23 protein-coding genes are annotated in these 24,718 nt (G+C 67.0%); 12 read left to right on the plus strand and 11 right to left on the minus strand.

Features of this window, described 5'->3' with window-relative positions:
• Positions 1-36 precede the first annotated feature (36 nt).
• Positions 37-936 carry a tRNA glutamyl-Q(34) synthetase GluQRS gene (gene gluQRS / locus EO139_RS14585; RefSeq protein WP_126971209.1) on the minus strand — a complete coding sequence of 300 codons (900 nt, stop codon included), beginning with the start codon at positions 934-936 and terminating at the stop codon, positions 37-39.
• Between the two features lie 97 nt (positions 937-1,033).
• Between gluQRS and htpX the strand changes: the two genes are divergently transcribed.
• On the plus strand, positions 1,034-1,912 hold the full coding sequence (gene htpX, locus EO139_RS14590; RefSeq protein ID WP_126947302.1) for a protease HtpX: 879 nt from the start codon (positions 1,034-1,036) through the stop codon (positions 1,910-1,912).
• 120 nt (positions 1,913-2,032) lie between these two features.
• Here htpX and EO139_RS14595 read toward each other — a convergent pair whose 3' ends face one another.
• The 4 genes from EO139_RS14595 to EO139_RS14610 all read right to left on the minus strand — a co-directional run bounded on the left by EO139_RS14595 (position 2,033) and on the right by EO139_RS14610 (position 6,488).
• Positions 2,033-4,102 carry an EAL domain-containing protein gene (locus EO139_RS14595; protein WP_104649041.1) on the minus strand — a complete coding sequence of 690 codons (2,070 nt, stop codon included), beginning with the start codon at positions 4,100-4,102 and terminating at the stop codon, positions 2,033-2,035.
• A gap of 117 nt (positions 4,103-4,219) precedes the next feature.
• Positions 4,220-5,401 carry an NAD(P)/FAD-dependent oxidoreductase gene (locus tag EO139_RS14600; RefSeq protein ID WP_104582184.1) on the minus strand — a complete coding sequence of 394 codons (1,182 nt, stop codon included), beginning with the start codon at positions 5,399-5,401 and terminating at the stop codon, positions 4,220-4,222.
• A complete protein-coding gene (locus EO139_RS14605) occupies positions 5,398-5,946 on the minus strand; it encodes a YaeQ family protein (RefSeq protein WP_104582185.1) in 549 nt (182 codons plus the stop codon). The genes EO139_RS14600 and EO139_RS14605 overlap by 4 nt, the downstream gene beginning before the upstream one ends.
• 62 nt (positions 5,947-6,008) lie before the next feature.
• On the minus strand, positions 6,009-6,488 hold the full coding sequence (locus EO139_RS14610) for a YaiI/YqxD family protein (protein WP_126971211.1): 480 nt from the start codon (positions 6,486-6,488) through the stop codon (positions 6,009-6,011).
• A gap of 267 nt (positions 6,489-6,755) precedes the next feature.
• Here EO139_RS14610 and EO139_RS14615 point away from each other — a divergent pair, with 267 nt between their 5' ends.
• The gene (locus EO139_RS14615) at positions 6,756-6,965 is read left to right on the plus strand and encodes a cold-shock protein (protein ID WP_006451993.1); all 210 of its coding nucleotides are present in this window, start codon (positions 6,756-6,758) and stop codon (positions 6,963-6,965) included.
• Between the two features lie 170 nt (positions 6,966-7,135).
• Positions 7,136-7,834 carry a glutathione S-transferase gene (locus tag EO139_RS14620; RefSeq protein WP_115676885.1) on the plus strand — a complete coding sequence of 233 codons (699 nt, stop codon included), beginning with the start codon at positions 7,136-7,138 and terminating at the stop codon, positions 7,832-7,834.
• 118 nt (positions 7,835-7,952) lie between these two features.
• Here the strand turns inward: EO139_RS14620 and EO139_RS14625 are convergent, their stop codons facing one another.
• Entirely contained in the window at positions 7,953-8,828 is an 876-nt protein-coding gene (locus EO139_RS14625) for an alpha/beta hydrolase (RefSeq protein WP_126971213.1), read from the minus strand.
• A gap of 169 nt (positions 8,829-8,997) precedes the next feature.
• On the opposite strand from EO139_RS14625, the gene EO139_RS14630 reads away from it, so the two are divergent.
• Both EO139_RS14630 and EO139_RS14635 read left to right on the plus strand, forming a co-directional pair.
• Positions 8,998-10,554: a YdiU family protein gene (locus EO139_RS14630; RefSeq protein ID WP_126971215.1), complete on the plus strand. Its 1,557-nt coding sequence runs from the start codon at positions 8,998-9,000 to the stop codon at positions 10,552-10,554.
• 94 nt (positions 10,555-10,648) lie between these two features.
• On the plus strand, positions 10,649-11,209 hold the full coding sequence (locus tag EO139_RS14635) for an adenine phosphoribosyltransferase (protein ID WP_104582190.1): 561 nt from the start codon (positions 10,649-10,651) through the stop codon (positions 11,207-11,209).
• Between the two features lie 180 nt (positions 11,210-11,389).
• Here EO139_RS14635 and dbpA read toward each other — a convergent pair whose 3' ends face one another.
• The gene (gene dbpA / locus EO139_RS14640) at positions 11,390-12,766 is read right to left on the minus strand and encodes an ATP-dependent RNA helicase DbpA (protein ID WP_126971217.1); all 1,377 of its coding nucleotides are present in this window, start codon (positions 12,764-12,766) and stop codon (positions 11,390-11,392) included.
• 101 nt (positions 12,767-12,867) lie between these two features.
• On the opposite strand from dbpA, the gene EO139_RS14645 reads away from it, so the two are divergent.
• Positions 12,868-14,760 carry an ATP-binding cassette domain-containing protein gene (locus EO139_RS14645; RefSeq protein WP_104649035.1) on the plus strand — a complete coding sequence of 631 codons (1,893 nt, stop codon included), beginning with the start codon at positions 12,868-12,870 and terminating at the stop codon, positions 14,758-14,760.
• A 204-nt stretch (positions 14,761-14,964) separates the two neighbouring features.
• Here the strand turns inward: EO139_RS14645 and EO139_RS14650 are convergent, their stop codons facing one another.
• Both EO139_RS14650 and EO139_RS14655 read right to left on the minus strand, forming a co-directional pair.
• Positions 14,965-15,390 carry a barstar family protein gene (locus EO139_RS14650; protein WP_119131439.1) on the minus strand — a complete coding sequence of 142 codons (426 nt, stop codon included), beginning with the start codon at positions 15,388-15,390 and terminating at the stop codon, positions 14,965-14,967.
• Positions 15,387-15,836: a ribonuclease gene (locus EO139_RS14655; RefSeq protein ID WP_104582194.1), complete on the minus strand. Its 450-nt coding sequence runs from the start codon at positions 15,834-15,836 to the stop codon at positions 15,387-15,389. The genes EO139_RS14650 and EO139_RS14655 overlap by 4 nt, the downstream gene beginning before the upstream one ends.
• A gap of 259 nt (positions 15,837-16,095) precedes the next feature.
• Between EO139_RS14655 and EO139_RS14660 the strand changes: the two genes are divergently transcribed.
• The gene (locus tag EO139_RS14660) at positions 16,096-16,707 is read left to right on the plus strand and encodes a superoxide dismutase (protein WP_104582195.1); all 612 of its coding nucleotides are present in this window, start codon (positions 16,096-16,098) and stop codon (positions 16,705-16,707) included.
• Between the two features lie 513 nt (positions 16,708-17,220).
• On the opposite strand, the gene EO139_RS14665 is transcribed toward EO139_RS14660, so the two are convergent.
• A complete protein-coding gene (locus EO139_RS14665; protein ID WP_016905058.1) occupies positions 17,221-18,054 on the minus strand; it encodes an inositol monophosphatase family protein in 834 nt (277 codons plus the stop codon).
• Positions 18,055-18,170: 116 nt separating this feature from the next.
• On the opposite strand from EO139_RS14665, the gene EO139_RS14670 reads away from it, so the two are divergent.
• From EO139_RS14670 to EO139_RS14680, 3 genes are read left to right on the plus strand one after another with little or no spacing between them, the layout of a single operon-like run.
• On the plus strand, positions 18,171-18,944 hold the full coding sequence (locus EO139_RS14670) for an RNA methyltransferase (protein WP_104649033.1): 774 nt from the start codon (positions 18,171-18,173) through the stop codon (positions 18,942-18,944).
• A gap of 51 nt (positions 18,945-18,995) precedes the next feature.
• Positions 18,996-19,925, plus strand: coding sequence for a phosphate/phosphite/phosphonate ABC transporter substrate-binding protein (locus EO139_RS14675; RefSeq protein ID WP_164739863.1), 930 nt, complete (start codon positions 18,996-18,998; stop codon positions 19,923-19,925).
• Positions 19,922-22,039, plus strand: a complete 2,118-nt coding sequence (locus EO139_RS14680) for an EAL domain-containing protein (protein WP_115676889.1) — start codon at positions 19,922-19,924, stop codon at positions 22,037-22,039. Before EO139_RS14675 ends, EO139_RS14680 begins: the two co-directional genes overlap by 4 nt.
• Before the next feature lie 119 nt (positions 22,040-22,158).
• Here EO139_RS14680 and epmB read toward each other — a convergent pair whose 3' ends face one another.
• Positions 22,159-23,187, minus strand: coding sequence for an EF-P beta-lysylation protein EpmB (gene epmB / locus EO139_RS14685; RefSeq protein ID WP_126971218.1), 1,029 nt, complete (start codon positions 23,185-23,187; stop codon positions 22,159-22,161).
• A gap of 103 nt (positions 23,188-23,290) precedes the next feature.
• Between epmB and efp the strand changes: the two genes are divergently transcribed.
• Both efp and EO139_RS14695 read left to right on the plus strand, forming a co-directional pair.
• Positions 23,291-23,857: an elongation factor P gene (gene efp, locus EO139_RS14690; protein ID WP_007962665.1), complete on the plus strand. Its 567-nt coding sequence runs from the start codon at positions 23,291-23,293 to the stop codon at positions 23,855-23,857.
• Positions 23,858-23,861: 4 nt separating this feature from the next.
• Complete coding sequence (locus EO139_RS14695) at positions 23,862-24,710, plus strand: hypothetical protein (protein WP_126971220.1); 849 nt, start codon at positions 23,862-23,864, stop codon at positions 24,708-24,710.
• Positions 24,711-24,718: the final 8 nt, after the last annotated feature.

Below are 24,718 nucleotides of genomic sequence, written 5' to 3' on the forward strand. Positions count from 1 at the left end.
CGCTGCCTGGCCCGACGCCGGCGCTGGGGCGCAATTCTAGTCACGCCGGGGCGGTGATGCGCGTCCGTTGGCATCCAGATGCAGCTGCCGGGGCAACCGCTGCGGCAAAAAATGCTGCACCGCATGCTGCAGCACGGTGTCGAGCGCGGCACGGCGCGGCAATGCTGCCGGATCCTGTCCCAGGACCGCCCAGGCGGCGTGCAGCGCCGGTTGTGGGTTTGCATCGTCCAGCGCAGGCGCGGCGTGCGACTTGGACAGCTTGCGGCCGGCGTGGTCCAGGATCAGCGGCAGGTGCAGATAGCGTGGCTGCGGCAGGCCCAGCGCGCGCTGCAGCAGCAACTGACGTGGGGTGGAATCGAGCAGGTCGGCGCCGCGCACGACATCGGTGATGGCCTGCGCGGCATCGTCGACCACCACCGCCAGCTGGTACGCCCAGTAGCCGTCGGCGCGGCGCAGCACCACATCGCCGACATCGGCATGCACGTCCTGCACCACGTGGCCCTGCAGCGCGTCGTCGAAGCCGACCGGTGGCTGTGGCGGCACCCGCAGGCGTACCGCGCGGCGGGCACTCAGCGGCGCCACGCAGGCATGGTGGATGCCGCCCATGCCGGCAAGATCGGCGCGGCTGCAACTGCATTCGAAGGCCAGTCCCGCCTCCAGCAAGCGGGTGACGGCGGCGTCGTAGTGCGCGTGGCGGTCGGATTGATACAGCACCGGCAGGTCCGGGCGCAGGCCGAAGGCGGCCAGGGTGCGCAGTTGACGTTCGCAGGCGCCGGGCTCGGCGCGCGGTGGATCGATATCTTCGACGCGCACGCACCACTGACCACCGGCGTGCCGCGCGAGCAGCCAGCTGCCGAATGCCGCCAGCAGGGAGCCGAAGTGCAGCGGGCCGGTCGGGGAGGGCGCGAAGCGGCCGCGGTAGAGGAGGGCTGGCATGATCGGCTGAATCGTCGGTCAGGTGATCGCTTGATTTCAAGCGCTGACGACCGCAGATCCGCTGCAGGTCACCCTGCTCGCGTGGAGTCATCGCACCATGTTCAACCGCATTTTCCTGTTCCTGCTGACCAATTTTGCGGTGTTGATGCTGGCCGGCATCGTGATGTCGGTCGCGGGCGTCAATCCCGCGCGGATGAGCGGCCTGCTGGTGATGGCGGCCGTGTTCGGGTTCGGCGGCTCGTTCATCTCGTTGCTGCTGTCCAAGTTCATGGCCAAGCGCAGCACTGGCGCGCAGGTGATCACCGAGCCACGCACGCCGACCGAGCGCTGGTTGCTGGAGACGGTGCGCCGTCAGGCCCAGGCGGCCGGCATCGGCATGCCGGAGGTGGCGGTTTACGACGGCCCGGAAATCAATGCCTTCGCCACGGGCGCCAACCGCAACAACGCGCTGGTCGCGGTGTCCACCGGGCTGCTGCAGAACATGAGCCAGGACGAGGCCGAGGCGGTGCTGGGCCATGAAATCGCACATGTCGCCAATGGCGACATGGTCACCATGGCCTTGCTGCAAGGCGTGCTCAATACCTTCGTGATCGTGCTGGCACGTGTGGTCGGCGGCATCATCGACAGCGCCATGTCGGGCAACCGCGATGGTGGCCGCGGCTTTGCCTACTACATCATCGTGTTCGTGCTGGAGATGGTGTTCGGCCTGTTCGCGACGATGATCGCGATGTGGTTCTCGCGTCGCCGCGAATTCCGCGCCGATGCCGGTGGTGCGCAGCTGGCGGGTCGCGGCAAGATGATTGCCGCATTGGAGCGCCTGTCGCTGAACCACGGCCAGAGCACCTTGCCCTCGCAGGTGCAGGCCTTCGGCATCTCCGGCGGTGTGGGCGACGGGCTGCGCCGGCTGTTCCTGAGCCACCCGCCGCTGGCCGAGCGCATCGCCGCGTTGCGTGCCGCCAACGGTGCGGCGATGTAAGACGGCCTTGCCAGATGCCCGCGTGGCGCATTGGTTTACGCCAGCCAACAAAAAACCCGCAGCACGCGGGTTTTTTGTTGGCTGGCGCGAGGTGCCAGCGATGCGATGCGGCTGCAGGCCTCAGCCGAACTCGTAGTTCATCAACGGCCCGGTCGGTGCGACGAAATCGCCTTGCACATAGTCCACCCCCGCGCTGAAGAAGCTGCTCATCGACTGCGCATCGGCCACGAACTCGGCCACGGTGAGGATGCCGGCCGGCTGCGCGCGCGAGGTGATCTCGCGGATCTTTTCCTGGCTTTCGCGGGCCGAGGCCACTTCGCCGGTGATGCCGCGATCGAGCTTGAGGAAGGCCGGCTGGAAATGCGCCAGCAGCTGGAACGAATCCAGGCCCGAGCCGAACTGTTCCAGCCCGACCTTGCAGCCCATCGCCGACACCGCCGCCAGGAACTGCTGGGCGTTGCGCAGGTGCGTGAACACCTTCGATTCCGGCGTCTGCAACCACAGCCGTTCGCCCGGCACGCCATACACGGCCAGCTGCTCGCGGATGATGTCGACCATCTGCGGGTCGGAAAACGAGTTGGGCCCGATGCGTACCAGCAGGTGCGTGGCGTGTCCCGCACGCTGCCGCTCGCCAAGCTGGCGGATCGCGCGCGCCACCACCCAGCGGTCGATCTCGGTGATCAGATCGTGTTCTTCGGCGATCGCCATGAAGGCGTTCGGCGACATCATCTCGCCGTTGCGCTCCAGCCGCAGGAAGACCTGATACAGCTCCAGCGGCTCGCCTTGCAGGTTGAGCACCGGCTGGTAATGCAGCAGGAAGCCGTCGCCGGCCAGTGCCTCGCGCAGCTGTTGCACCCAGCGTTCGATGCGTTCTTCTTCGGCCCGGTCGGCCGCTGCCGGGTCGTAGATGCTGACTGCATTGCCGCCCAGCTCGGCGGTGGTGCGTACCGCCTCGGTGCCGCGGTTGAGTACCTGCCCGATGCTGGCGATCTTCTCGCCGATCTGCACGCCGCCGATGCTCACCGTCACCGTGGCCGAGCGCGCGCCAATGCTGAAGACGTGCTGCGCGAACGCGTCGCGCACCAGTTCCGCCAATGCGTGCGTGCGCGCGTAATTGCCGTCCATCAGCAACGCGAAGCTGTGCTCGCCGAAACGCGCGGCGACCACGCTGTCATCGGTCACGCTGGCCACATGCGCGGCCAGGGCGGCGATCAGCGCGTCGGCCGAATCCAGGCCGATTTCGGGCAGCAGGCGGGCGTAATGGTCGGGCTCGATCAGCAGGAAGCCGGACTGGCCTTCGCTGCGGCCGGCGCGCGCCACCGCCTGTTCCAGTGCCACCATGAAGGCGGGGCGGTTGAGCAGGCCGGTGACCTGGTCGCGCTGACGCAGGTCCTCGACCTCGCGCGCCAGCTCCGGGTCGAATTCCTCGCGGCGGCGGAACACCACCTGGATGCACGGCTCGCCTTCATACGTGGCGGTGGCGAACTCCATCGTCGCCGGGAAGGTGTCGCCTTCCAGCCGGCGCGCGTCGACCTTGTACTGCGCCGGCGGCGGCTCGCCCTTGGACATCGCCTTGAGCAACTGCTTGAAATCGTCGACGTACTGCGCGGCGATCATGTCCAGCAGCGACACGCCCTCGACGTCGTCGAACGACTCGAAGCCGAACATGTCCAGGTACGCCTCGTTGGCACGGATATGCATGCCTTCGTGCACATAGGCAATCGGGTCGCGCGAGGAGGCGATCAAGGCATCGCAGCGCCGTTCGGTTTCGCGCATCTGCGCCTCGATGCGGCGCAGCCCGCGGCGTGCCTGCAGGTCGGCCCATTCCGAGCGCACCAGCGCCAGCAGGTGTTCGGGGCGATGACGCAGCACGATTGCGCGGATGCCGTGCGCGGCGGCCTCGACCAGCGCGTCTTCCTCGATCCGCTCGGCCAGCAGGATGATCGGGATGTCCTTGCCGCTGCCGGCGATCTGCTGCTGCAACACACTCATCGGGATCTGCAGCGCCTGCCCGTACAGGGCCAGGTCGATCTGCCCCGACAGCATGCTGGCGAGCTCTTCCGGGGTCTGCGGTCGCGATGGGCGCACCGCGATGCCGCCGTTGCGCAACGCGGTCACGATCGCCTCTGCGCCTTCGACGCTGTCGTCGACCATCATCAAGCGGAGGGTGAGATCTTTACCTTTTTGCATGCGAGTTTCCCTGGCGACGGGCTTTAATATACGAAGGAACTCGACTGCGTCCATGTCTGTGGACAAGGCCGCATCCGGGGTGAGACTCAGGCCACGTTTGCGCCTGTGGACGTCGCATCAGGCTACGCTCCCGGCGGCGTGACCGGACGCCCATGCCCACTGAAAGTTGTAGCCGCCCAGCCATCCGGTCACATCCAGCACCTCGCCGACGAAGTACAGGCCGGCCACCAGGCGCGACTCCATGCTCGCACTGGAGACCTGGTGGGTATCGACACCGCCCAGCGTTACTTCAGCGGTGCGATAGCCTTCGGTTCCACTGGCGATCAGCGGAAAGGCGGCCAGCAGGTCGGCGGCGGCCTGCAACTGCGGCGGGTCGAGCTGGCGGACCGGCTTGTCCGGCAACCACACCTCGCACAGGCGCTGGGCAAACCGCCGTGGCAGCACGTCGGCCAGCACGTTGCGCAGCTCGGTGGCGCCCCGCTGGCGTTTTTGTTCGCGCAGCCACGCGGCGGCGTCCTGGCCCGGCAGCAGGTCCAGGCGCAGCTCGTCGCCGGGTTGCCAGTACGAGGAGATCTGCAGGATGGCCGGGCCGCTGACGCCGCGATGGGTGATCAGCATGAAGTTGCGGAAGCTGGCGCCGTTGCACTGCGCCTGGACCGGTACCGCCAGCCCGGACAGATCCTGCAGCCGCTCCTGGTGCTTGCCGCTCAAGGTCAGCGGCACCAGCCCGGCGCGCGTCGGCAACAGCGTGTGGCCGAACTGCTGGGCCAGCGCGTAACCGAAGCCGCTGGCGCCCATGCTCGGGATCGACAGCCCGCCGGTGGCCACGATCAGCGACTGCGCCTGCACGCGTCCCTGGCTGGTCTCCACGGTGAAGCCATCGCTGTCACGCTGCACCGAATGCACCTTGCAGTCGGTACGCACCTGCACGCCGGCCGCGTCGCATTCGTCCAGCAGCATGCGCACGATCTGCTTGGACGAGATGTCGCAAAACAGCTGGCCCAGCTCTTTCTCGTGATAGGCGATGCCGTGGCGCTCGACCATCTCCACGAAATCCAGCGGGCTGTAGCGGGCGAGGGCGGACTTGCAGAAGTGGCGGTTGGCCGAGAGGAAGTTGCCCGGGGCGGTGCCGGTATTGGTGAAGTTGCAGCGCCCGCCACCGGACATCAGGATCTTCTTGCCGACCTTGTTGGCATGGTCGATCACCAGCACCTGGCGGCCGCGCCGGCCGGCGGTGAAGGCGCTCATCAGTCCGGCCGCGCCGGCACCGACGACCAGCACGTCGCAACGCGTGCTCATTCGGCCGGAGCTTGCCGCACCATCGGGGTCAGGGTGACGCTACCGTGGTCGGCCAGCATCTGCACCTCGCCGTCCTGGATGATCACATCGAAGCGCATGCCGCGCTGGATCAGCGCGCCCAGCGCTTCGGTGGCCTGCGACTCCAGTTCGAGCACCCGCAGGTTGCGGTGCCGGCCCAGCGCGTTGGCATGCTTCTTCCACCAGGTTTCGGTGGCCTGGCCGCCGTAGCCGATCACCACCACCTCGCGCGAGCGGTTGCAGGCCTTGCGCACGCGGCTCTCGTCCGGCTGGCCGAGGTCGATCCACAGGTCCGGGTCGCCGGTGTAGTCGCGCCGCCACAGGTCGGGTTCGTCCTCGTTGCTGAGGCCGCGGCCGAATTCCAGGCGGTCGTCGGCAAACAGCGCGAACGCCAGCAGCCGCACCATCAGGCGTTCGTCGGTTTCGGAGGGGTGCTGGGCCAGGGTCAACGAATGGTTGGCGTAGTAGCCACGGTCCATGTCGCTGATCTGGAGTTCCGCCCTGCGGACGGTGGCGGTAAGGGCCATCAGGATGCCGGTTGCAAAGGGCGCCCATGATACGCCCCCGCTGCAACCCCGGCGTACGGCGCTCAGTTGCGCGCCACCTCGGCCAGCCAGCGGTCCAGCTGGGCGGCAAATGCCTGACGGTCGCGCGGATGCAGGGCCGCAGGCCCGCCAGTGACGACGCCGGCGCCGCGCAGTTCCTCCAGAAAACCGCGTACCAACAGGCGCTCGTTGATGCTGTCGCTGGTAAACGGCTCGCCGCGCGGGCTGACGGCGGCCGCGCCGGCCTGCAGGACGCGGGCAGCCAGCGGGATGTCCTGGGTGACGACCAGGTCGCCCGCAGCCACGCGTTTGGCAATGAGGTCGTCGGCCGCGTCCGGCCCTCCGGGGACCTGCAGCGCACGCACATGCGCCAGGCGAGGGGTCTGCAGGAAATGATTGGCGACCAGTGTCACGGCCGTGCCGGTCCGTGCGGCAGCGCGGAAAAGAATGTCGCGAATGACGGCCGGGCAGGCATCGGCATCGACCCAGATCTGCGGGCGGGACGGCAGGGGAGGCGTATTCATGTGCTGAAATCGGGAGGGAAAGGGCCTGACAGGTGGTCGGATCCGGCCTGACAGTAAAAAATTTGACGCAGGGTGTCGCTTTTTGCTGGGAACACGAGTACTGTGCACGCACTGTGTTTGCAAGGGTCACCGTGAATCGTGGCCTGATGCAGCCGGATCGTTACAGATCTCGCTTCATCGTTCCGCTTTACCAACGCCTGCAACTCAGTCTCAGCTCCGGCTTTTCGGACGCTGCGATTTATCCATCTATAGTTCAGGAGTTTGTAAATGTCAGATCGTCAGAGCGGTACCGTGAAGTGGTTCAACGATGCCAAGGGCTTCGGCTTCATCACCCCGGAAAGCGGCCCGGACCTGTTCGTGCACTTCCGTGCCATCCAGGGCACCGGCTTCAAGTCGCTGCAGGAAGGCCAGAAGGTGACCTTCGTCGCCGTGCAGGGCCAGAAGGGCATGCAGGCTGACCAGGTGCAGGCGGTCTAATCCGTCTGCAACCGTAAGGTTGCCAAAACGCCGGTCGCGCAAGCGACCGGCGTTTTTTATTGGGCGCAATCTGATCGATGCGCCAGAGCCGGGCAGATCGACCCGCGCAGGTGAGCGCAGCGACGACACGCGGCTCGGTAGCATAGGTGCTTTCCCGCGCAGTCACTGCCATGATCACTGTCCACCATCTCAACAATTCCCGTTCCCAGCGCGTGCTGTGGCTGCTGGAAGAACTGGCGCTGCCGTACCAGATCGTCCGGCATGAGCGCGATCCCAAGACCATGCTGGCACCGGCGGCCTTGCGTGCCATTCATCCGCTCGGCAAGTCGCCCATCGTCGTCGACGGCGATCTGACCGTGGCCGAGTCCGGCGCGATCCTGGAGTACCTGACCGAACGCTACGACACCGAGTGCGCCTTGTCGCCGTCGCCGCGCCCGTTGGAGTCGCCGGAGCGCCTGCAATTCCGCTACTGGATGCATTACGCCGAAGGCTCGGCGATGCCGCCGTTGCTGATGACCCTGATCTTCGGGCGCATTCGCAGTGCGCCGATGCCGTTCTTCGCCAAGCCGATCGCACGCGCCATCGTGGACAAGGCGATGGCGGGCTTTGTCGGTCCGCAGCTTAAGCTGCACCTGGACTGGATGGAGCAGTCGCTGCAGGCACGCGAGTGGTTTGCCGGCGAGCGTTTCACTGCGGCCGACATCCAGATGAGCTTCCCGGTGCAGGCGGCTGCTGCACGCGGCGGCGGGCTGGAGAGCTATCCACGCCTGCGTGCCTTTCTCGCGCGCATCGAAGCGCGCCCGGCATATCAGGCCGCGTTGAAGAAGGGCGGCCCGTTCGCGCTGATGGGGCGCAAGCCGGCCGGGTGACATTGCGGTCGCCGCGTCGACCGTGCGCCCACAGAAGCTGCAGGTCACCGTGCCTTGACGGTGTCCTGCCAGGGTTGGCGACTCCCGACTCCCGGCTCCCCAATCCGTTACCGCCCCATCACGGCGCCCGACACTGCCGCAGGAACTGCAGCGTGTCGCGCAGCACCGGCGAGCGCTCGGGCGACTTGCGCAGTGCCAGCACCAAGCCGAGATGGCCCATGCTCGGGTAGATCTTCAACTCGGCCGTGCCCCCCGTGCGTTGCACGGCCTGCTGCAGCGAGGTGCTGTTCTGCAGCTCGACCACGTGGTCGGCATCGCCGTGCAGCAACAGCATCGGCGGTTCGTCGCCGCCAACGAAGTGCACCGGCTGCGACTGCTGTTGCGTCTGCGGCGCCTTGCCGAAGATCTCCACCAGTTCCGGGTCGCTGGTGGGCAGGAAATCGTACGGCCCGGCCAGCCCCACCACCCCGCACAGCTGGCGGGGCTGCAGGCCCTGCGTTTGCAGCCAGCGCGCATCGGTACCCAGGAGCGCAGCCATATGCGCACCGGCGGAGTGGCCCATCACCGCCAGCCGCGTCGGGTTGCCGCCATAGGCGTGGGCATGCCGATAGCCCCAGCCGGCGGCAGCGGCTGCGTCGGACATGAAGCCTTGCGGCCCCACCTGCGGATACTTGCGATAGTCGGCCACCATCACCACCACGCCCTGGCGCGCGAGTGCACGCCCGACCCAGCGATAGTTGGCGCGCGTTCCGCGCTTCCAGGTGCCGCCATAGAAGAACACCACCACCGGTGCATCCACCGCGCCACGCGGCTGGTAGACGTCCAGTGCCAAATCATGCGCCGCATCGAACACCTGGTCGCGATGCTCGACGATGCCGTAGCGGCTGGATGCGGCGTTGATGCCACCGAAGAACACGCTGCTGCAGGCGGCCAGCGTCAGCGAACCGAGCAACAGGAGGGCGGGGCGAAACCAGCGGTAAGCGCACGAAGGCATGGGCGATGTCTGTCGAAGGGCAGGGAGGAATAACGCTGTGGTTGTCGCCAGCATGTGCAGGACGAGTCCGCTTGCTGGCGGCCAGCTGATCGAAGATACGGTACGTGCGCAAAGCCGGATGCGTGGTTGCCCATGCGAAGTTCATTGTCGTTGGCCTACGCTGGCAGCCATGACGACCCTGCAATTTGACAACCGCCTGCGCCAGCAGCTGCCTGGTGATCCGGAACAAGGTCCACGCCGCCGCGAAGTGCGCGCCGCATGGTCGGCGGTGGCGCCGACACCGGTCGCCGCGCCGCGCCTGTTGGCGTATTCGGCAGATGTCGCGCAACGGCTAGGGCTGGACGCCGCGGAGATCGGCAGCGCGCGCTTTGCCGAGGTGTTTGCTGGCAATGCGGTGTATCCGGGCATGCAGCCATGGGCGGTCAATTATGGCGGCCACCAGTTCGGGCATTGGGCTGGCCAGCTGGGCGATGGCCGGGCGATTTCGCTGGGCGAGGCGATCGGGGTCGATGGCGGCCGCTACGAGCTGCAGCTCAAGGGCGCCGGCCCGACGCCCTACTCGCGCGGGGCCGATGGCCGGGCGGTGCTGCGCTCGTCGATTCGCGAATTCCTGTGCAGCGAAGCGATGCACCATCTGGGTGTGCCGACCACACGCGCGCTGAGTCTGGTCACCACCGGCGATGCGGTGGTGCGCGACATGTTCTACGACGGCCGGCCGCAGCGCGAACCGGGCGCGATCGTGTGTCGGGTGGCGCCCTCGTTCATCCGCTTCGGCAATTTCGAGTTGCCCGGTGCGCGCGGCGATCTTGCGCTGCTGCGGCAATGGGTGGATTTCACCATCGCACGCGATTTCCCGCAGCTGGAAGGTGCCGGTGAGGCGTTGTACGCGGCATGGTTCGCGCAGGTCTGCGAGCGTACTGCAGTGATGGTGGCGCACTGGATGCGGGTGGGCTTCGTGCACGGGGTGATGAACACCGACAACATGTCGATCCTGGGATTGACCATCGATTACGGCCCCTATGGCTGGGTCGACGACTACGACCCGGACTGGACGCCAAACACCACCGACGCGCAGGGGCGTCGCTATCGCTTCGGCACCCAGCCTCAGGTCGCCTATTGGAACCTGGGGCGCCTGGCGCAGGCGCTGGCGCCGCTGTTTGCCGACCAGGCGCGGTTGCAGCAGGGCCTGGACCGCTTCCGCGATACCTACCTGGCCTGCGACCGCCACGACACCGCTGCCAAACTGGGCCTGGCCGACTGCCGCGACGAGGATCTGCAGTTGATCGATGCGCTGCGCGCGCTGATGCTCGACGCCGAGATGGACATGACGCTGACATTCCGCGGCCTGATCGCGTTCGCGCATGAAAATCCTGATCCGGATCTATTGCACGAGGCGTTCTACGACCAGGACAAGCGCCTCGCGCATGCCGTGCCATTGCAGGCATGGCTGCAGCGCTACGCGGCGCGGCTGCGCCAGGACACGCTGTCGCCGGAGCAGCGACGCGAACGCATGCGCCTGGCCAACCCGCGTTATGTGCTGCGCAACTACCTGGCGCAGCAGGCGATCGATCTGGCCGAGCAGGGCGATGCCTCGGGCGTGCAGGAATTGCTGGAGGTCATGCGCCGGCCCTACGACGACCAGCCGGGCCGCGTCGCGTTTACCGCGCGGCGGCCGGACTGGGCGCGCGACCGCGCCGGTTGCTCGATGCTGTCGTGCAGTTCCTGACGCGCTCAGATGCAGGTATGTCGTAAACCCAGCGTCGTCAGGCCGCGCAGCCTAGAATAGGGGCGTCCCCACCGGCCCTGATGCCACTGCCACCATGACTGACTGCACCCGTTGCGCCGGCACCCATTCTTCCGGACCCAATCAATGGTCCGAGCGCATCCGCGACATCGCCGATTTTCCCAAGCCGGGCATCGTCTTCAAGGACATCACGCCGCTGCTGTCCGACGGCCCGGATTTCGCTTCCGCGCTGGACGAAATGGCGCAGCCCTGGCGCACCACGCCGCTGGATGCGGTGCTGGGCATCGAAGCGCGCGGTTTCATCCTGGGGGCAGCCCTGGCGCGCGAACTGCGCACCGGCTTCGTGCCGGTACGCAAGCCCGGCAAGCTGCCCGGGCGGACGCTGATCCAGGAATATGCGCTGGAATACGGTACCGATCGTATCGAGATGCACGAGGATGCGTTGCCGCGCGGTGCCCGTGTCTTGATCGTCGACGACGTGCTGGCCACCGGCGGTACGCTGCGCGCGGCCTTGGGTCTGGCCGCACAGCTGGAACTGGAAGTGGTCGGCGCGGCGGTGCTGGTCGAGCTGCTGGCGCTGCAGGGCCGTGAGAAGTGGGCCAATGACGTGCCGCTGCTGGCAACGCTGAGCTATTGATCCAGGCCTCTTTCCGACTGCGCGTCTCGCTGCTCTGACGGCCTGCAAACCGGCGCAACGGTCGTGCCGCCGTGTGCAGATCGCCCATGTGCGCCAGCGTGTGCATCCCTGTGGATCGCGCGGCGGGTGCTGTCGCCGCCGCGCGATCGATCAGTCGGCAGGATCTCTGCCGCAGCTTGGTTACAGCTTGCTGACCCGGAACCGGCGGCCCTTGATCTTGCCCGCATGCAGATGCGCCAGTGCCTTGGCGACGTGCGCGCGGGCGATGGCGACATAGGAGCGCGTGGGGTAGATGGCGATCTTGCCGATCGCCGCGCCCGAGAGCCCGGCTTCGCCGGTCAGTGCGCCGAGGATGTCGCCGGCACGCAGCTTGTCGGTCTTGCCGCCATCGATGCGCAGCGTGGTCATGGCCGCCTGCGGCAGCTGCGCGGGGCGGGAGGTTGCCAGCGGTGCGCGCGACCAGGTCAGCGGCTGGCCTTGTTCGGCTTCCAGCGCCTGCGCGCGGCCGGTCTCGCGCGAGGCCACCAGGCTGAGCGCCAACCCGCGCTTGCCGGCGCGTGCGGTACGGCCGATGCGGTGGCGGTAGGTCTCGGTATCGGTGGGCAGCTCGTAGTTGACCACGGCCGACAGGTCTTCCACGTCCAGCCCGCGTGCGGCCACGTCGCTGGCCACCAGCACGTTGCAGCTGCGGTTGACGAAGCGCACCAGCACTTCGTCACGGTCGCGCTGTTCCATGTCGCCATGCAGCGCGAGCGCTGAAAAGCCGAACTCCTGCAGCGAGCCGGCCACTTCGTCCACTTCCTTGCGGGTATTGCAGAACACCACGCTGGATTCGGGATTGAAGCGCAGCAGCAGGCCGGCGACGGCCTTCTGCCGGTAGGTCGGGTCGACCTCGAAGAACTGCTGGTCGATTTCCGGCGCGTTGTCGGCGCCTTCGACGGTGATTTCGATCGGGTCCTTCAGGATCTCGCGCGCCAGCGTGCGGATGATGTCCGGGAAGGTGGCCGAGAACAGCAGGCTCTGGCGGTGCTTGTCGCAGCGGCTGGCGATCTCGCGGATGGGTTCCTCGAAGCCCATGTCGAGCATGCGGTCGGCCTCGTCCAGCACCAGCGTGCGCACGCCGCCCAGATGCAGGGCGCGCTTGCGGGCCAGTTCCTGGATGCGGCCGGGCGTGCCGACCACCACTTGCGGGTCGTGCGCTTCCAGCGAGGCCAGTTGCGGGCCCAGCGGCATGCCGCCGGTGAGCACCACCAGCTTCATGTTGGGGATGCCGGTGGCCAGCTTGCGCAGCTGCTTGCCGACCTGGTCGGCCAGTTCGCGGGTGGGGCAGAGCACCAGCGCCTGCGCACGGGTCACTGCCGGATCGAGCTTTTGCAGCAAGCCCAGCCCGAAGGCGGCGGTCTTGCCGCTGCCGGTCGGCGCCTGGGCGATGACGTCCAGCCCCTGCAGGATCGGCGGCAGGCTCTGCGCCTGGATGGGAGTGAGGACGGTGTAGCCAAGGGCGTCGATGCCGGGGGCCAGGGCCGGCGACAGCGGCAGCGCGGAGAATTCGTTCATGGCGCATTTTAGCGGGAATCGGGAGTGGGGAATGGGGAATCGCAACGGCGAGGCTTTTTCCATTCCCGATTCGCCATTCCCGATTCCCGTACAATCAGCGCATGCCTTTAATCACTCTGCAAAGCGTCGACTACAGCGTCGGCGGCCCCTTATTGCTGGAAAAAACCGACCTCACGATCGAGCCGGGCGAGCGTATCGCCCTGATCGGCCGCAACGGCGCCGGCAAATCGACCTTGATGAAACTGATTGCCGGCGAGCTCAAGCCCGACGATGGCGAAGTGCGCGTGCAACAAGGCGTGCGCATCGCGCGGCTGGAGCAGGAAGTGCCGCAGGGCACCGGCGGCAGCGTGTTCGATGTGGTGGCCGACGGCCTGGGCGAGCTGGGTCATTGGCTGGCCGAGTTCCATCAGCTCAGCCATGCCGAGGTGTTCGATGCCGATGCGTTCGGCAAGGTGCAGGCCAAGATCGATGCAGCCGAAGGCTGGGCGCTGGATCAGCGCGTCAGCGAAACGCTGACCAAGCTGGAACTGGACGGCGATGCGGAGTTTGCGCGGCTGTCCGGCGGCATGAAGCGGCGCGTGCTGCTGGCGCGCTCGCTGGTGTCCTCGCCGGATGTGCTGCTGCTGGACGAGCCGACCAACCATCTGGACATCGAAGCCATCGACTGGCTGGAGTCGTTCCTGAAGAACTGGAACGGCAGCGTGCTGTTCGTCACCCATGACCGGCGCTTCCTGCGTGCGCTGGCCACCCGCATCGTCGAGATCGATCGTGGCCAGGTCACCAGCTGGCCGGGCGACTGGGCCAATTACGAGCGCCGCCGCGAAGAGCGGCTCAATGCGCAGGCACAGGAAAATGCGCGCTTCGACAAGATGCTTGCGCAGGAAGAGATCTGGATCCGCCAGGGCATCAAGGCGCGGCGCACCCGCGACGAAGGCCGCGTGCGGCGTCTGGAATCGATGCGCAACGAGCGTGTGCAACGCCGCGACCTGACCGGCAACGTGCGCATGGAAGTCTCGCAGGGCGAGTCCTCCGGCAAGAAGGTGATCGAGGCCAAGGAGGTCGGCTTCGCATTCGGTGCGCGCACGATGGTCAAGGATTTTTCGACCATCATCCAGCGTGGTGACCGTATCGGTCTGATCGGCCCCAACGGCAGCGGCAAGACCACCTTGCTCAAGCTGTTGCTGGGCGATCTGCAGGCGCAGCACGGCGAGATCCGCATCGGCACCAATCTGCAGATCGCCTACTTCGACCAATACCGTTCCACGCTGCGCGAGGACTGGAGCGCGATCGAGAACGTGGCCGAAGGCCGCGATTTCATCGAGATCAACGGCAAGCGCAAGCATGTACATGCGTATCTGCAGGACTTTTTGTTCACGCCCGAGCGCGCCCGTGCGCCGATCACCCGGCTGTCCGGTGGCGAGCGCAATCGGCTGCTGCTGGCACGCCTGTTCGCGCAGCCGTCCAACCTGCTGGTGATGGACGAACCGACCAACGATCTGGACGTGGAAACGCTGGAACTGCTGGAAGAGCTGCTCGGCGAGTACACCGGCACCTTGTTGCTGGTCAGCCATGACCGCGACTTCCTCGACAACGTGGTGACCTCCACCTTGGTGATGGAAGGCGAGGGCCTGATCGGCGATTACGTCGGCGGGTACAGCGATTCGTTGCGTCAGCGTCGTACCCCGGCACCCAACGCGATGGCGGTTGCCAAGGCATCGGCAACGGCGGCGGCGACCACGCCGGTGGCGGCTGTGGTGCCGGCCGATGCCGCGCCCAAGCGCAAGCTCAGCTACAAGGACGCGCGTGAGCTGGAGCAGTTGCCGGCGTTGATCGAAACCCTGGAGCAGCAGGTCACGGCACTGACCGAGGCCATGAACGACCCGGCCTTCTATCAGCGCGACAGTGCGGCGATGGCCGCGCACACTGCCGCATTGGGCGCCGCGCAGGCGCAGCTGGATGCGGCGTTCGCGCGCTGGAGCGAACTGGATGGTTGATGATCGGCCGGCGCGCGACTGCATGCCGGCCCTGTGGAGGTGCGGTGCCGATAGCTGGCACCACAGATCCATGACGCGGTGGCAGGCGTTGGGGCCGCGCGTCAGGTAAGACGCGGGATAGGTGCCCGCCGCCACTCACCGATCGCCCGCGCAGTGCCGGTCTTGGTCTGTTCCGTGATCGCAGGCTGGTCTTGCAGGCCGCGCCTAGTCGCAGGCACTGGCAGGTGCCACGAACGCCGCGAACGTGTGCCCGCGCGTGGCCCAGGCGGTAGCGGCCTGGTCGAGAATATCCAGCAAGGTGTCGCGGTCGTTCGGCGCAGTGCGCGCGAGTGCGTCGGCGCCGTCGATCAGCAGCGCATAGCCCTGCGCTGCGGGCAGCCACGCCAGGTCGCGCAAGGCATCGGAGAGCGCGTCCCAGTTGCGGCCGAAGCTGGCCGGGAAGTCCAGTTGGGTGGCCAGGCGCATCAGCAACCTGTGCTTGTCGCTGCAACCGGCCAGGTCCACGCGCAGGATGTGCAGGCCGGCATCGCGGGCGAGCGCGGCCATGGTGTCCAGATCGTCGGTGTCGGCTTGGTAGACGCCCGATTGCTGCGGGTCGGACAGATCCAGCGCGAAGTCGCCTGCGCTCATGGCGTGCGCTCCGGGGCCGGGCCCTGGAACGATTTGAAACTCTGGTAATGATCGTCGCTGTAATACCACGCCTGAGGCGGCGTGCCGCCGGTGACGATGCGCCGCGCGCCGCGATCGGGGCTGCCTGGCGTTTCCACGGTGTATTCGTGGTAGTAGCCGCGTGGGCGCGCGGGCAGGTGCTGCTCATGATTGCCAAAGACGCTGCCGTCTTGCGGATGCGGAAACGGGCCGCCGCGCTGGATCAGCACGATCGTGGCCATCGCTTCGGTCGGCAGGAACCCCGGCAACTCGTGCTGCCGGGATGGCCGTTCGGCCGGTACCGCCGCGGCGATCGGCGCGCTCAGCTGCGGCGCGAAGTGCGGCTTGGGCGTCTGCAGCGCACGCATGCCCCATAACCCGGCCACGAGCAGCACGATGGCGACGATCAGCAAAGCGGGCTTGCGCATGAAAACGTTCCGGAAGCGACGGTATGGACGGCAGGGCAAGTATGCCGTTGCCCGACTGTGTCGACTTTGAATGCACAACTGCGCCGGTCCGGTTCACGCCCAAGTAACCGGGGCATGGTGCAAGGTGTGCAGCGAACACGACGCGGCGTGCGATGGGATGAAGTTTCCCTGCCACCACCCTTGGTAAGCGCCGCCGCCGTCCTTACCATCTACCCCGCAACGCCCGGTCTTCGCCGGGCGGCACGTCCAGGAGACACCCATGGCTTACACCCTTCCGCAGTTGCCCTACGCCTACGACGCGCTGGAACCCAACATCGATGCGCAGACGATGGAAATCCATCACACCAAGCATCATCAGACCTATATCAACAACGTCAACGCGGCGCTGGAAGGGACTGAGTACGCCGATCTGCCGGTGGAAGAGCTGGTGTCCAAGCTGAAGAGCCTGCCGGAAAACCTGCAGGGCCCGGTGCGCAACAACGGTGGCGGCCACGCCAACCATTCGCTGTTCTGGACCGTGCTGTCGCCCAATGGCGGCGGTGAGCCCAAGGGCGAGGTCGCCAAGGCGATCGACAAGGACCTCGGTGGTTTCGAGAAGTTCAAGGAAGCCTTCACCAAGGCCGCGGTGAGCCGTTTCGGCTCGGGCTGGGCCTGGTTGAGCGTGACCCCGGACAAGAAGCTGGTGGTGGAGAGCACCGCCAACCAGGACAGCCCGCTGTTCGAAGGCAACACCCCGATCCTGGGTCTGGACGTGTGGGAACACGCGTACTACCTGAAGTACCAGAACCGCCGCCCGGAATACATCGGCGCCTTCTACAACGCGGTGAACTGGGAAGAAGTCGAGCGCCGTTACCACGCTGCGATCGCCTGACGTCCTGCTTGAGCGCTGAATCCTGTGTAGCGCTCTACCAGTGACATCCAACGTACAAGGCCGGGAGCGATCCCGGCCTTATGCATTCTGCTGCACGCTGTTGTAGGAGCGACCCTGGTCGCGAGAGGCTTTACCGGGAAAGCCTGTCGCGCTCGGGCGCGCTCCTACATCGTGCGGCGCCATTGGTTGGCGTGGAGCTGGAACGTACAAGGCCGGGAGCGATCCCGGCCTTGTGCATTCTGCTGCACGCTGTGATGTAGGAGCGACCCTGGTCGCGAGAGGCTTTACAGGGAAAGCCTGTCGCGCTCGGGCGCGCTCCTACATCGTGCGGCGCCATTGGTTGGCGTGGAGCTGGAACGCACAAGGCCGGGAGCGATCCCGGCCTTGTGCGTTTTGCTGCACGCTGTTGTAGGAGCGACCCTGGTCGCGAGAAGCTTTACCGGGAAAGCCCGTCGCGCTCGGGCGCGCTCCTACGTTGTCGGCGGCGATTGGAGCTCGGCTCTCAGGCAGAGATCAGAACTTGGCGTCGAACTCGCGGGCGTAGCCGGTATTGACGATGACCTTCTGCAGGGCGTCGCTGATCTTGATGTTGCCGGCCACGATCTGCTGCGTTTCCGGACCCATGTTGTCCATCCGCGGCGGGGTGGCGCCCTTGTAGTCGCAGACGCGGCCACCGGCTTCGCGCACCAGCAGCACACCGGCCGCGATGTCCCAGGCTTTGACGCCGGCTTCGAAATACGCATCGGCGCGGCCACAGGCCACATAGGCCAGGTCCAGTGCGGCAGAACCGGTACGACGCACGTCTTCGGCCTGCACCAGCAGCGCGTCGACGCACTTCAGCTGCGCACTGATGCGTGCGCGCTCGCGCGGCGGAAAGCCGGTGTGGACCATGGCGCCTTCCAGGTCCTTGCGTTCGGCAATGCGGATGCGACGGTCGTTGAGCACTGCGCCGGCGCCGCGGCTGGCGGTGAACAGCTCGTTGCGCAACGGGTCGAAGATCACCGCATCGGTCGGCTCGCCGTTTTCCACCAGCGCGATGGACACGCAGTAATGCGGGAAGCCGCGCAGGTAGTTGCTGGTGCCATCCAGGGGGTCGATGACCCAGGTGTAGCGGCCACTCTTGCCGCCTTGCACGCCGCCTTCCTCGCCGAACACGGCGTACTCGGGGTAGCCGCGCTTGAGTTCCTTGATGATGACCTTCTCGGCATCGGCATCGACTTCGCTGGCGTAGTCCATGCGGCCTTTCTGCACCACATTCAGCGCATCGAGCTTGTTGATGCCGCGCAACAGCACATTGCCGGCGAGGCGGGCGGCTTTGACCATGACGGTGACGGCGGGTTTCTGCATGGTTAAAGCTCCCGTGAAGGCAGAATCGAAAATGGCGAAGGTAAAAGAGCGGTCCGGCACCAAAGCCGGCCGCGCAGTTTACCATCTACGGCCGAATCGCTCCCCAATCTCCGTTCATGTCCGTCAGCCAGCGCATCCGTTTCGTTCTTGTCGGCACCCAGCACCCAGGCAACATCGGCGCCGCCGCGCGTGCGATGAAGACGATGGGCGTGTCGCGCCTGGTGCTGGTGGCGCCGGAGCGTGCGCTCGACGAAGACGCCTATCGGCGTTCGGCCGGCGCCGAGGACGTGCTCGGCGAGGCGCCGATCTTCGCCACCCTGGCCGAGGCGGTGGCCGATTGCACCCTGGTGATCGGCTGCACCGCGCGTGCGCGCCGGGTCGCACTGGAAGAGCTGCCACCGGACGCGGGCGCGCGCCGCGCCTGGTCCAAGGCCAGCGAACCGGCCGAGGTGGCGATCGTGTTCGGCCGCGAGCGTACCGGCCTGACCAACGACGAGCTGCAGCTCTGCCACGCGGCGCTGCATATCCCCTCCGACCCGGCGTTCAGCTCGCTCAACCTGGCGGCGGCGGTACAGGTGGTGGCGTACGAAGTCCGGCTGGCGCAGCTGGCGGCGGGCGAGGCAGAGCCGGCCCCGGCAGCGGCTGCAACGGGCGGCGCGCTGCGCGACGGCCCGGCCAGCCATGCGCAACTGGAGGGCATGTTCGGCCAGTTGGGCGACACCCTGGACGAGATCGACTTCCACAAGGGGCGCGCGCCGGAGTCGGCGATGCGCAAGCTGCGGCGGCTGCTGCTGCGCGCGGACATGAGCGAGCAGGAGGTGCGCTTGCTGCGCGGCATTCTGTCCGATGCGCAGCGCATGGCCATGCTGGCAAAGCGCGCCGGAAGCTGACGTCTGTCACATCTCGAAAGATTCGGCTAGGCTGTCGGCGGCTCTAGGGGAGTGTCCGTTTTGCGCGGTCTACGATGGTGTCTGATTGCCTGCGGGCTGTTGGCGGGGGCAGGCCTGGCCGCGACGGCGACGGCGGCGCCTTCCCCGGTCTTGGTGCTTGGACGGATCAGCGACGATCCCGCCACGCATTACGCGCAACTCAAGCCCTTGCTGGATTACGTGGTGCCGCGCATGCGCGAGGTGGGTATCCGCCGTGGCGAAATCCTGATGGCGCCGGATGCGCGACAGATGTCCAGTTACCTGCGGCGTGGCCGGGTCGACTGGGTCAGCGAGACCACCGGTGCGGCGATGCTGCTGGAACAGCGCGGCAGTGCGCATCCGCTGGTGATGACCGAGCGCGATGGCCTGCGCGAGTTCCACACGGTGTTCTTCGTCCGCCGCGACAGCCCGATCCAGTCGCTCAAGCAATTGCGCGGCCACACCCTGGCATTGCAGAACGCCTCCTCCACCAGCGGCTATCTGCTGCCGATGCTGGAGCTGGTGCGCAATGGCATCGCCTGCGATGTGCTGCTGTCGCCGGACGACAGCCGGGTGCCGGGCTCGGTGGGTTACCTGATGGTCGGGTCGAAATTGAATATCGCCGCGTTCGTGCATCAGCACCTGATCGATGCGGGTGCTTTCAGCAATGCCGACTGGGACGACGAGCGCCACCTGCCACCGGTATTCAAGCGCGACTTCCGCATCGTGCATCGCAGTGCGCCGGTACCGCGCGCGGTGGAGATGGTGCGCACCGGCATGGACCCGGCGGTGGAGCGGCGGCTGCGCGTGGTGCTGCTGCAGGCGGCCTCCGACCCGAAAGCCGGGCCGGCCTTGAAGCGCTTTTTCGGCACCACCGCCTTTCACCCGCTGGATGAGGCCAGCCGCCGGCGCCTGGATGCGCTGAGCGCGGGGTTGCGACGTGTCAGGGATCACGTGGAATGACTCAGATGCGCTTCGGGCTGCAGGCACGCTTTCTCTTGGTGATGGCACTGACGCTGTTGCTGGTCGGTGCCATCCTGGCGTCGCTGCTGCAGCGCCAGAGCGCGATGCAGCGCGAGGTGCGCGGGCTCAGTGCGCAGATCCTGCACGAGCTGTTCGATCGCAGCCTGCGCACGCGCGGCGAGACCCTGGCCACCGAACTGGCGAACGGTCTGGCCAATCCGCTGTACTACTCGGACCTGGGCGCAGTGGGGGCCCTGGTGCGCAATGCCGCGCGGCAGCAGGTGGTGAGCTACGTGCTGGTGTTCGACCGACGCGGCCGGCTGGTGCACGACGGCTCGCCCAACCTGCAGCATTACGGTCAGGCCATGACCGACCCGCTCGCCTTCAAGGCGGTGACGGCGCGCGCCATGGTGTTGCAGTCCTCGCCGGAGGTGCTGGACGTGACCGTGCCGATCAAGATCGGCGACCAGCGTATCGGCGGCGTCCGCGTGGGCATGTCGCTCGAGCGGGTGCGCAGGATCGAATCGGGCGCCAACCTGACCCTGGTGCAGAACCTGAACGCGATCGGCAAGCGCGATCTGGGCTGGCTGCTGGTGCTGCTGGCTGCGTTGGTCGCGCTGGGTGTGCTGTTGGCCATCTATGTGCAGCGCACCCTGGTGGCGCCGGTGCGGTTGCTGGCCGCGGCCGCGCGCCAGATCGAGCGTGGCGACTATGCGGTGCAGCTGCCGCCGCATCCGCGCAACGACGAGATCGGCGAGCTGATCTCCGCCTTCGGCCGCATGAGCGAGAGCATCGCCCGGCACGATCGCGAGGTGCGCCACATGGCTTACACCGATGCGCTGACCGGCCTGACCAACCGGCTGGGATTTCGCGAAGGCCTGGATCATCTGCTCAACACCGCCCGCAGTACCGACAGCAAGCTGGCGCTGCTGTTTGCCGATATCGACGACTTCAAGCGCGTCAACGACACGCTGGGCCACGAGGCCGGCGACGAGGCCTTGCTGCAGTTCGCCAGCCGCATCAGCCGCGCGGTCGGCGCATTGGGCGGCGACGATGCGATCCTGGCGCGCTTCGGTGGCGATGAGTTCGTGATTCTGCTGCAGAACGGCGATGTCAGCCTGCTCGCCGCCCAGCTCGCCGACCGGCTGGTGCACGAGTTGAGCCGCCCCTTGAACGTGCAGGGCCGGGAGGTGTTCCTGGGCACCTCGATCGGCATCACGCTGTTCCCGGACGATGCCAGCAATGCCACTGCGTTGTTGAAGAACGGCGACATTGCGATGTATCAGGCCAAGGTCGCCGGCAAGAACTGCCATCGTTTCTACAGCCGCGCCGCCGATCATGCGGTGGAGCGGCGTGTGCACATGGAGCACGAGCTGCGCGGGGCCTGGGATCGCGACGAGTTGCGGCTGGTCTATCAGCCGATCTACCGCACCAGCGACCGTGTGCTGGTGGGGGTGGAAGTGCTGCTGCGCTGGCAGCACCCGGCGCTGGGCACGATTGCGCCGTCCACCTTCATCGATATCGCCGAGCAGAGCGGCCTGATCGAGGTGATCGGCCCCAAGGTGCTGCGCGCGGCCTGCCTGGAAGCGGCGCAATGGCCGGTGGTGGGCGATGGCCTGTTCATCTCGGTCAACGTCTCGCCGCGTCAGCTGCGCAGCGGCGACCTGATCGACACGGTGGCCGAGTGCCTGGCCGAGTCCGGCTTGCCGGCTGCGCGGCTGCATCTGGAGCTGACCGAAACGGCGGTGATCGGCGACGAAATGATGGCCGCCAGCCTGCTCGATCAGCTGCACCGCACCGGCGTAAAGGTCTGGCTGGACGATTTCGGCACCGGTTTCTCCGGCCTGAGCCACCTGCGCCAGGTGCCGGTGGACGGGGTCAAGATCGACAAGAGCTTCATCGCCGACCTGCAGCGCGACCCGGACGATCTGGCGCTGACCACGGCCATCATCGGCATGGCGCATTCGCTGGGTATCACGGTGGTGGCCGAGGGCATCGAGCAGGAAGCGCAGTTCAACCTGCTGCGCGAGCGCGGCTGCGACCTGGGCCAGGGCTACTGGTTCAGCCGCCCGCTGAGCCCGGCCGATATGGTCAAGCTGATCGCGGCCGGCTGATCAGCGTAGGAGCGCACCCGGGCGCGACGGCGGGGCTTTACCGGGCAGCCGAGGCTTTATCAGGAAGGCTTCGTCGCGCCCGGGTGCGCTCCTACGGGTCCCGTGTGTGGCGCCCTTGGTTACAGCGGCCGCTTGCCGGTATCGCCGGGGATTTCGCGCACCAGGCGCGGCACCAGATAGCCGGACAGGCGCGCGGCCAGCTCGGTATACAAGGCGCGCGCGCGGGCATCGTCCACTTCGAAATGCGCCACGCCAGCAACCCGGTCGAGCTGGTGCAGGTAATACGGCAGCACGCCGGCGGCAAAGCTGCGTTCGCTCAGTGCCGCCAACGCGTCCACGCTGTCGTTGACGCCGCGCAGCAGCACGGCCTGATTGAGCAGCTGCGCACCGGCCTCGCGCAGGGCGCGCATGGCGGCGTCCACCGCGCCGTCGAATTCGTTGGCATGGTTGGCATGGACCACGAAGGCCACCGGCCAGGGCAGGCTGCGCAGCCAGGCCAGCAGCGGCGCATCGACGCGCTCGGGCAGCACGATCGGCAGCCGGCTGTGGATGCGCAGGCGTTTGACATGCCCGATGGCGGCCAGCGCGTCGGTGAGTTCGGCCAGCTTGCCGGTGGCCAGCGACAGCGGGTCGCCGCCGGACAGCAGCACTTCGTCGATGCCGGGGTCGGCCGCGATCGCGGCGACCGCGTCGCGCCATCCGTCGCGCGCCGCGGTTTCCTCGGCATACGGGAAGTGGCGGCGGAAGCAGTAGCGGCAGTGCACCGCGCAGCTGCCGGTGGCGATCAGCAAGGCGCGTCCGCGGTATTTCTGGATCACGCCGTCCGCGATCTTGGCGGCACCATCGCCGACCGCATCCAGGCCAAAGCCCGGCACCAGCCGCATTTCAGCGTCCAGCGGCAGCACCTGGCGCAGCAGCGGGTCGTGCAGGTCGCCACGGCGCATGCGCGCCACGAATGCCTGCGGCACCCGCAGCGGGAACTGGGCGGCGGCTGCGTCGCTGATCCCGGCCGCCTGCGCGTCCAGGCCCAGCAGCGCCAGCAGCGCGCGCGGGTCGCGCACGGCGTCGCGCCACTGCTGCTGCCAGCGTGGCGGCTGCAGGGTGGGAGGCGGAGATGGCTGCAAGGCGAGGGGGGCTGCGGGTATCATATGCGGTCACAAAACCAATGCCCGCCGGTTGCGGCGGGCGCCCCATTCTAATCCGACCTGCCACGGCCTGTGGCAGGTCGTGGTCTTATCGAGGAGCTGCACCATGGCCACTGTTGGCATGAACGACGTCAAGAACGGCATGAAGATCCTGGTCAACAACGAGCCGGCGGTCATCACCGAGACCGAATACGTCAAGCCGGGCAAGGGCCAGGCCTTCACCCGCATGAAGTACCGCTTCATCAAGTCCGGCCGCGTGGTCGAAATGACCATGAAGGCGACCGACGACGTGGAAGTGGCCGACGTGGTCGATACCGACATGCGTTACCTGTACAGCGATGGCGAGTACTGGCACTTCATGGACCCGGAAACCTTCGAGCAGGTGCAGACCGACAAGGCCGGCATGGGCGGCGCCGACAAGTGGCTCAAGGGCGAGGAAGACTGCATCGTGACCTTGTGGAACGGCACCCCGATCTGGGTGCAGCCGCCGAACTTCGTCGAGCTGAAGATCACCGAGACCGACCCGGGTGTGCGCGGCGACACCTCTGGCGGCGGCGGCAAGCCGGCCACGCTGGAAACCGGCGCAGTGGTACGCGTGCCGTTGTTCGTCAACCAGGACGAGATCATCAAGGTCGACACCCGTTCGGGCGAATATTCGGCGCGCGTCAAGTAAGACGATGCGTCCGGGACACTGGCCTGAGCTAGCGGTACGCGGTGCCAGTGTCGGGTTGGGGCTGTGGGCTGCGCTGCTTGGGTGCCCGGCGTTGGCGCAATCGGCGGCCGCAACCTGCGACGCCGGTGACGTGGCTGCCGTTGCGGCCATTGCAACGTCCGGCGTCGTCGGCGGCGCTGCCGCCACGCTGCCGGTCGACCGTCTGGTGGCCCAGGCCTGCAAGCCGTGGCCGAACGACCCGGCGATCCGGCTGGCGGCACTCGCATTTGCTGGCGACGCGGAGGCCGTGCCTGGCGAGCGCGACCTTGAGTTGCGCGTGGCCATGCTCGATGCCGCCAGCGGCAAGGTGCTGGCGTTCTACGCGCAGGCAATGGGCGAGGACGCCGCCTTCGAACTCGCTGCCGACAGCCTGCGGCTGGATACCGCGCGTTACGACCTGGCCAAGGGCGTGCGCGCGATCGGCGTGGTGGTGCGGAGTGCTGCGCGCGGGCCCGGCTGCCCGGATTTTTACAGCAATCAGGCGTTGACCCTGCTGGTGCGCGAGGGGCGCAGCCTGCGCCCGGTGCTGCAGCGCGATCTCTATGCATGGCGACGTGTGAGAGGCGAGCCGTGCAGTCTGGGGAAGGGCGATGTGATCACCGACGTCGCCAATCTGAGCGTGAGCATGGCGCCGCAGGGACATGCCGGCTATGCGGACATCGTGCTGACAGCCAACGTGTCTACCGTGGAGAGCGCCGCTGGCAGCGACACCGATACCGAACGCACCCGTCGCGTGCGCCAGGTGCTGCACTACAACGGCCAGCGCTATGTGCCTGTGGCCGATGGCGATTCCCGCTGGCCGTTCGACAACTAACCTTTTAT

Source organism: Xanthomonas sp. BRIP62411 (genome assembly GCF_003993525.1).
Classification (GTDB): domain Bacteria; phylum Pseudomonadota; class Gammaproteobacteria; order Xanthomonadales; family Xanthomonadaceae; genus Xanthomonas; species Xanthomonas euroxanthea.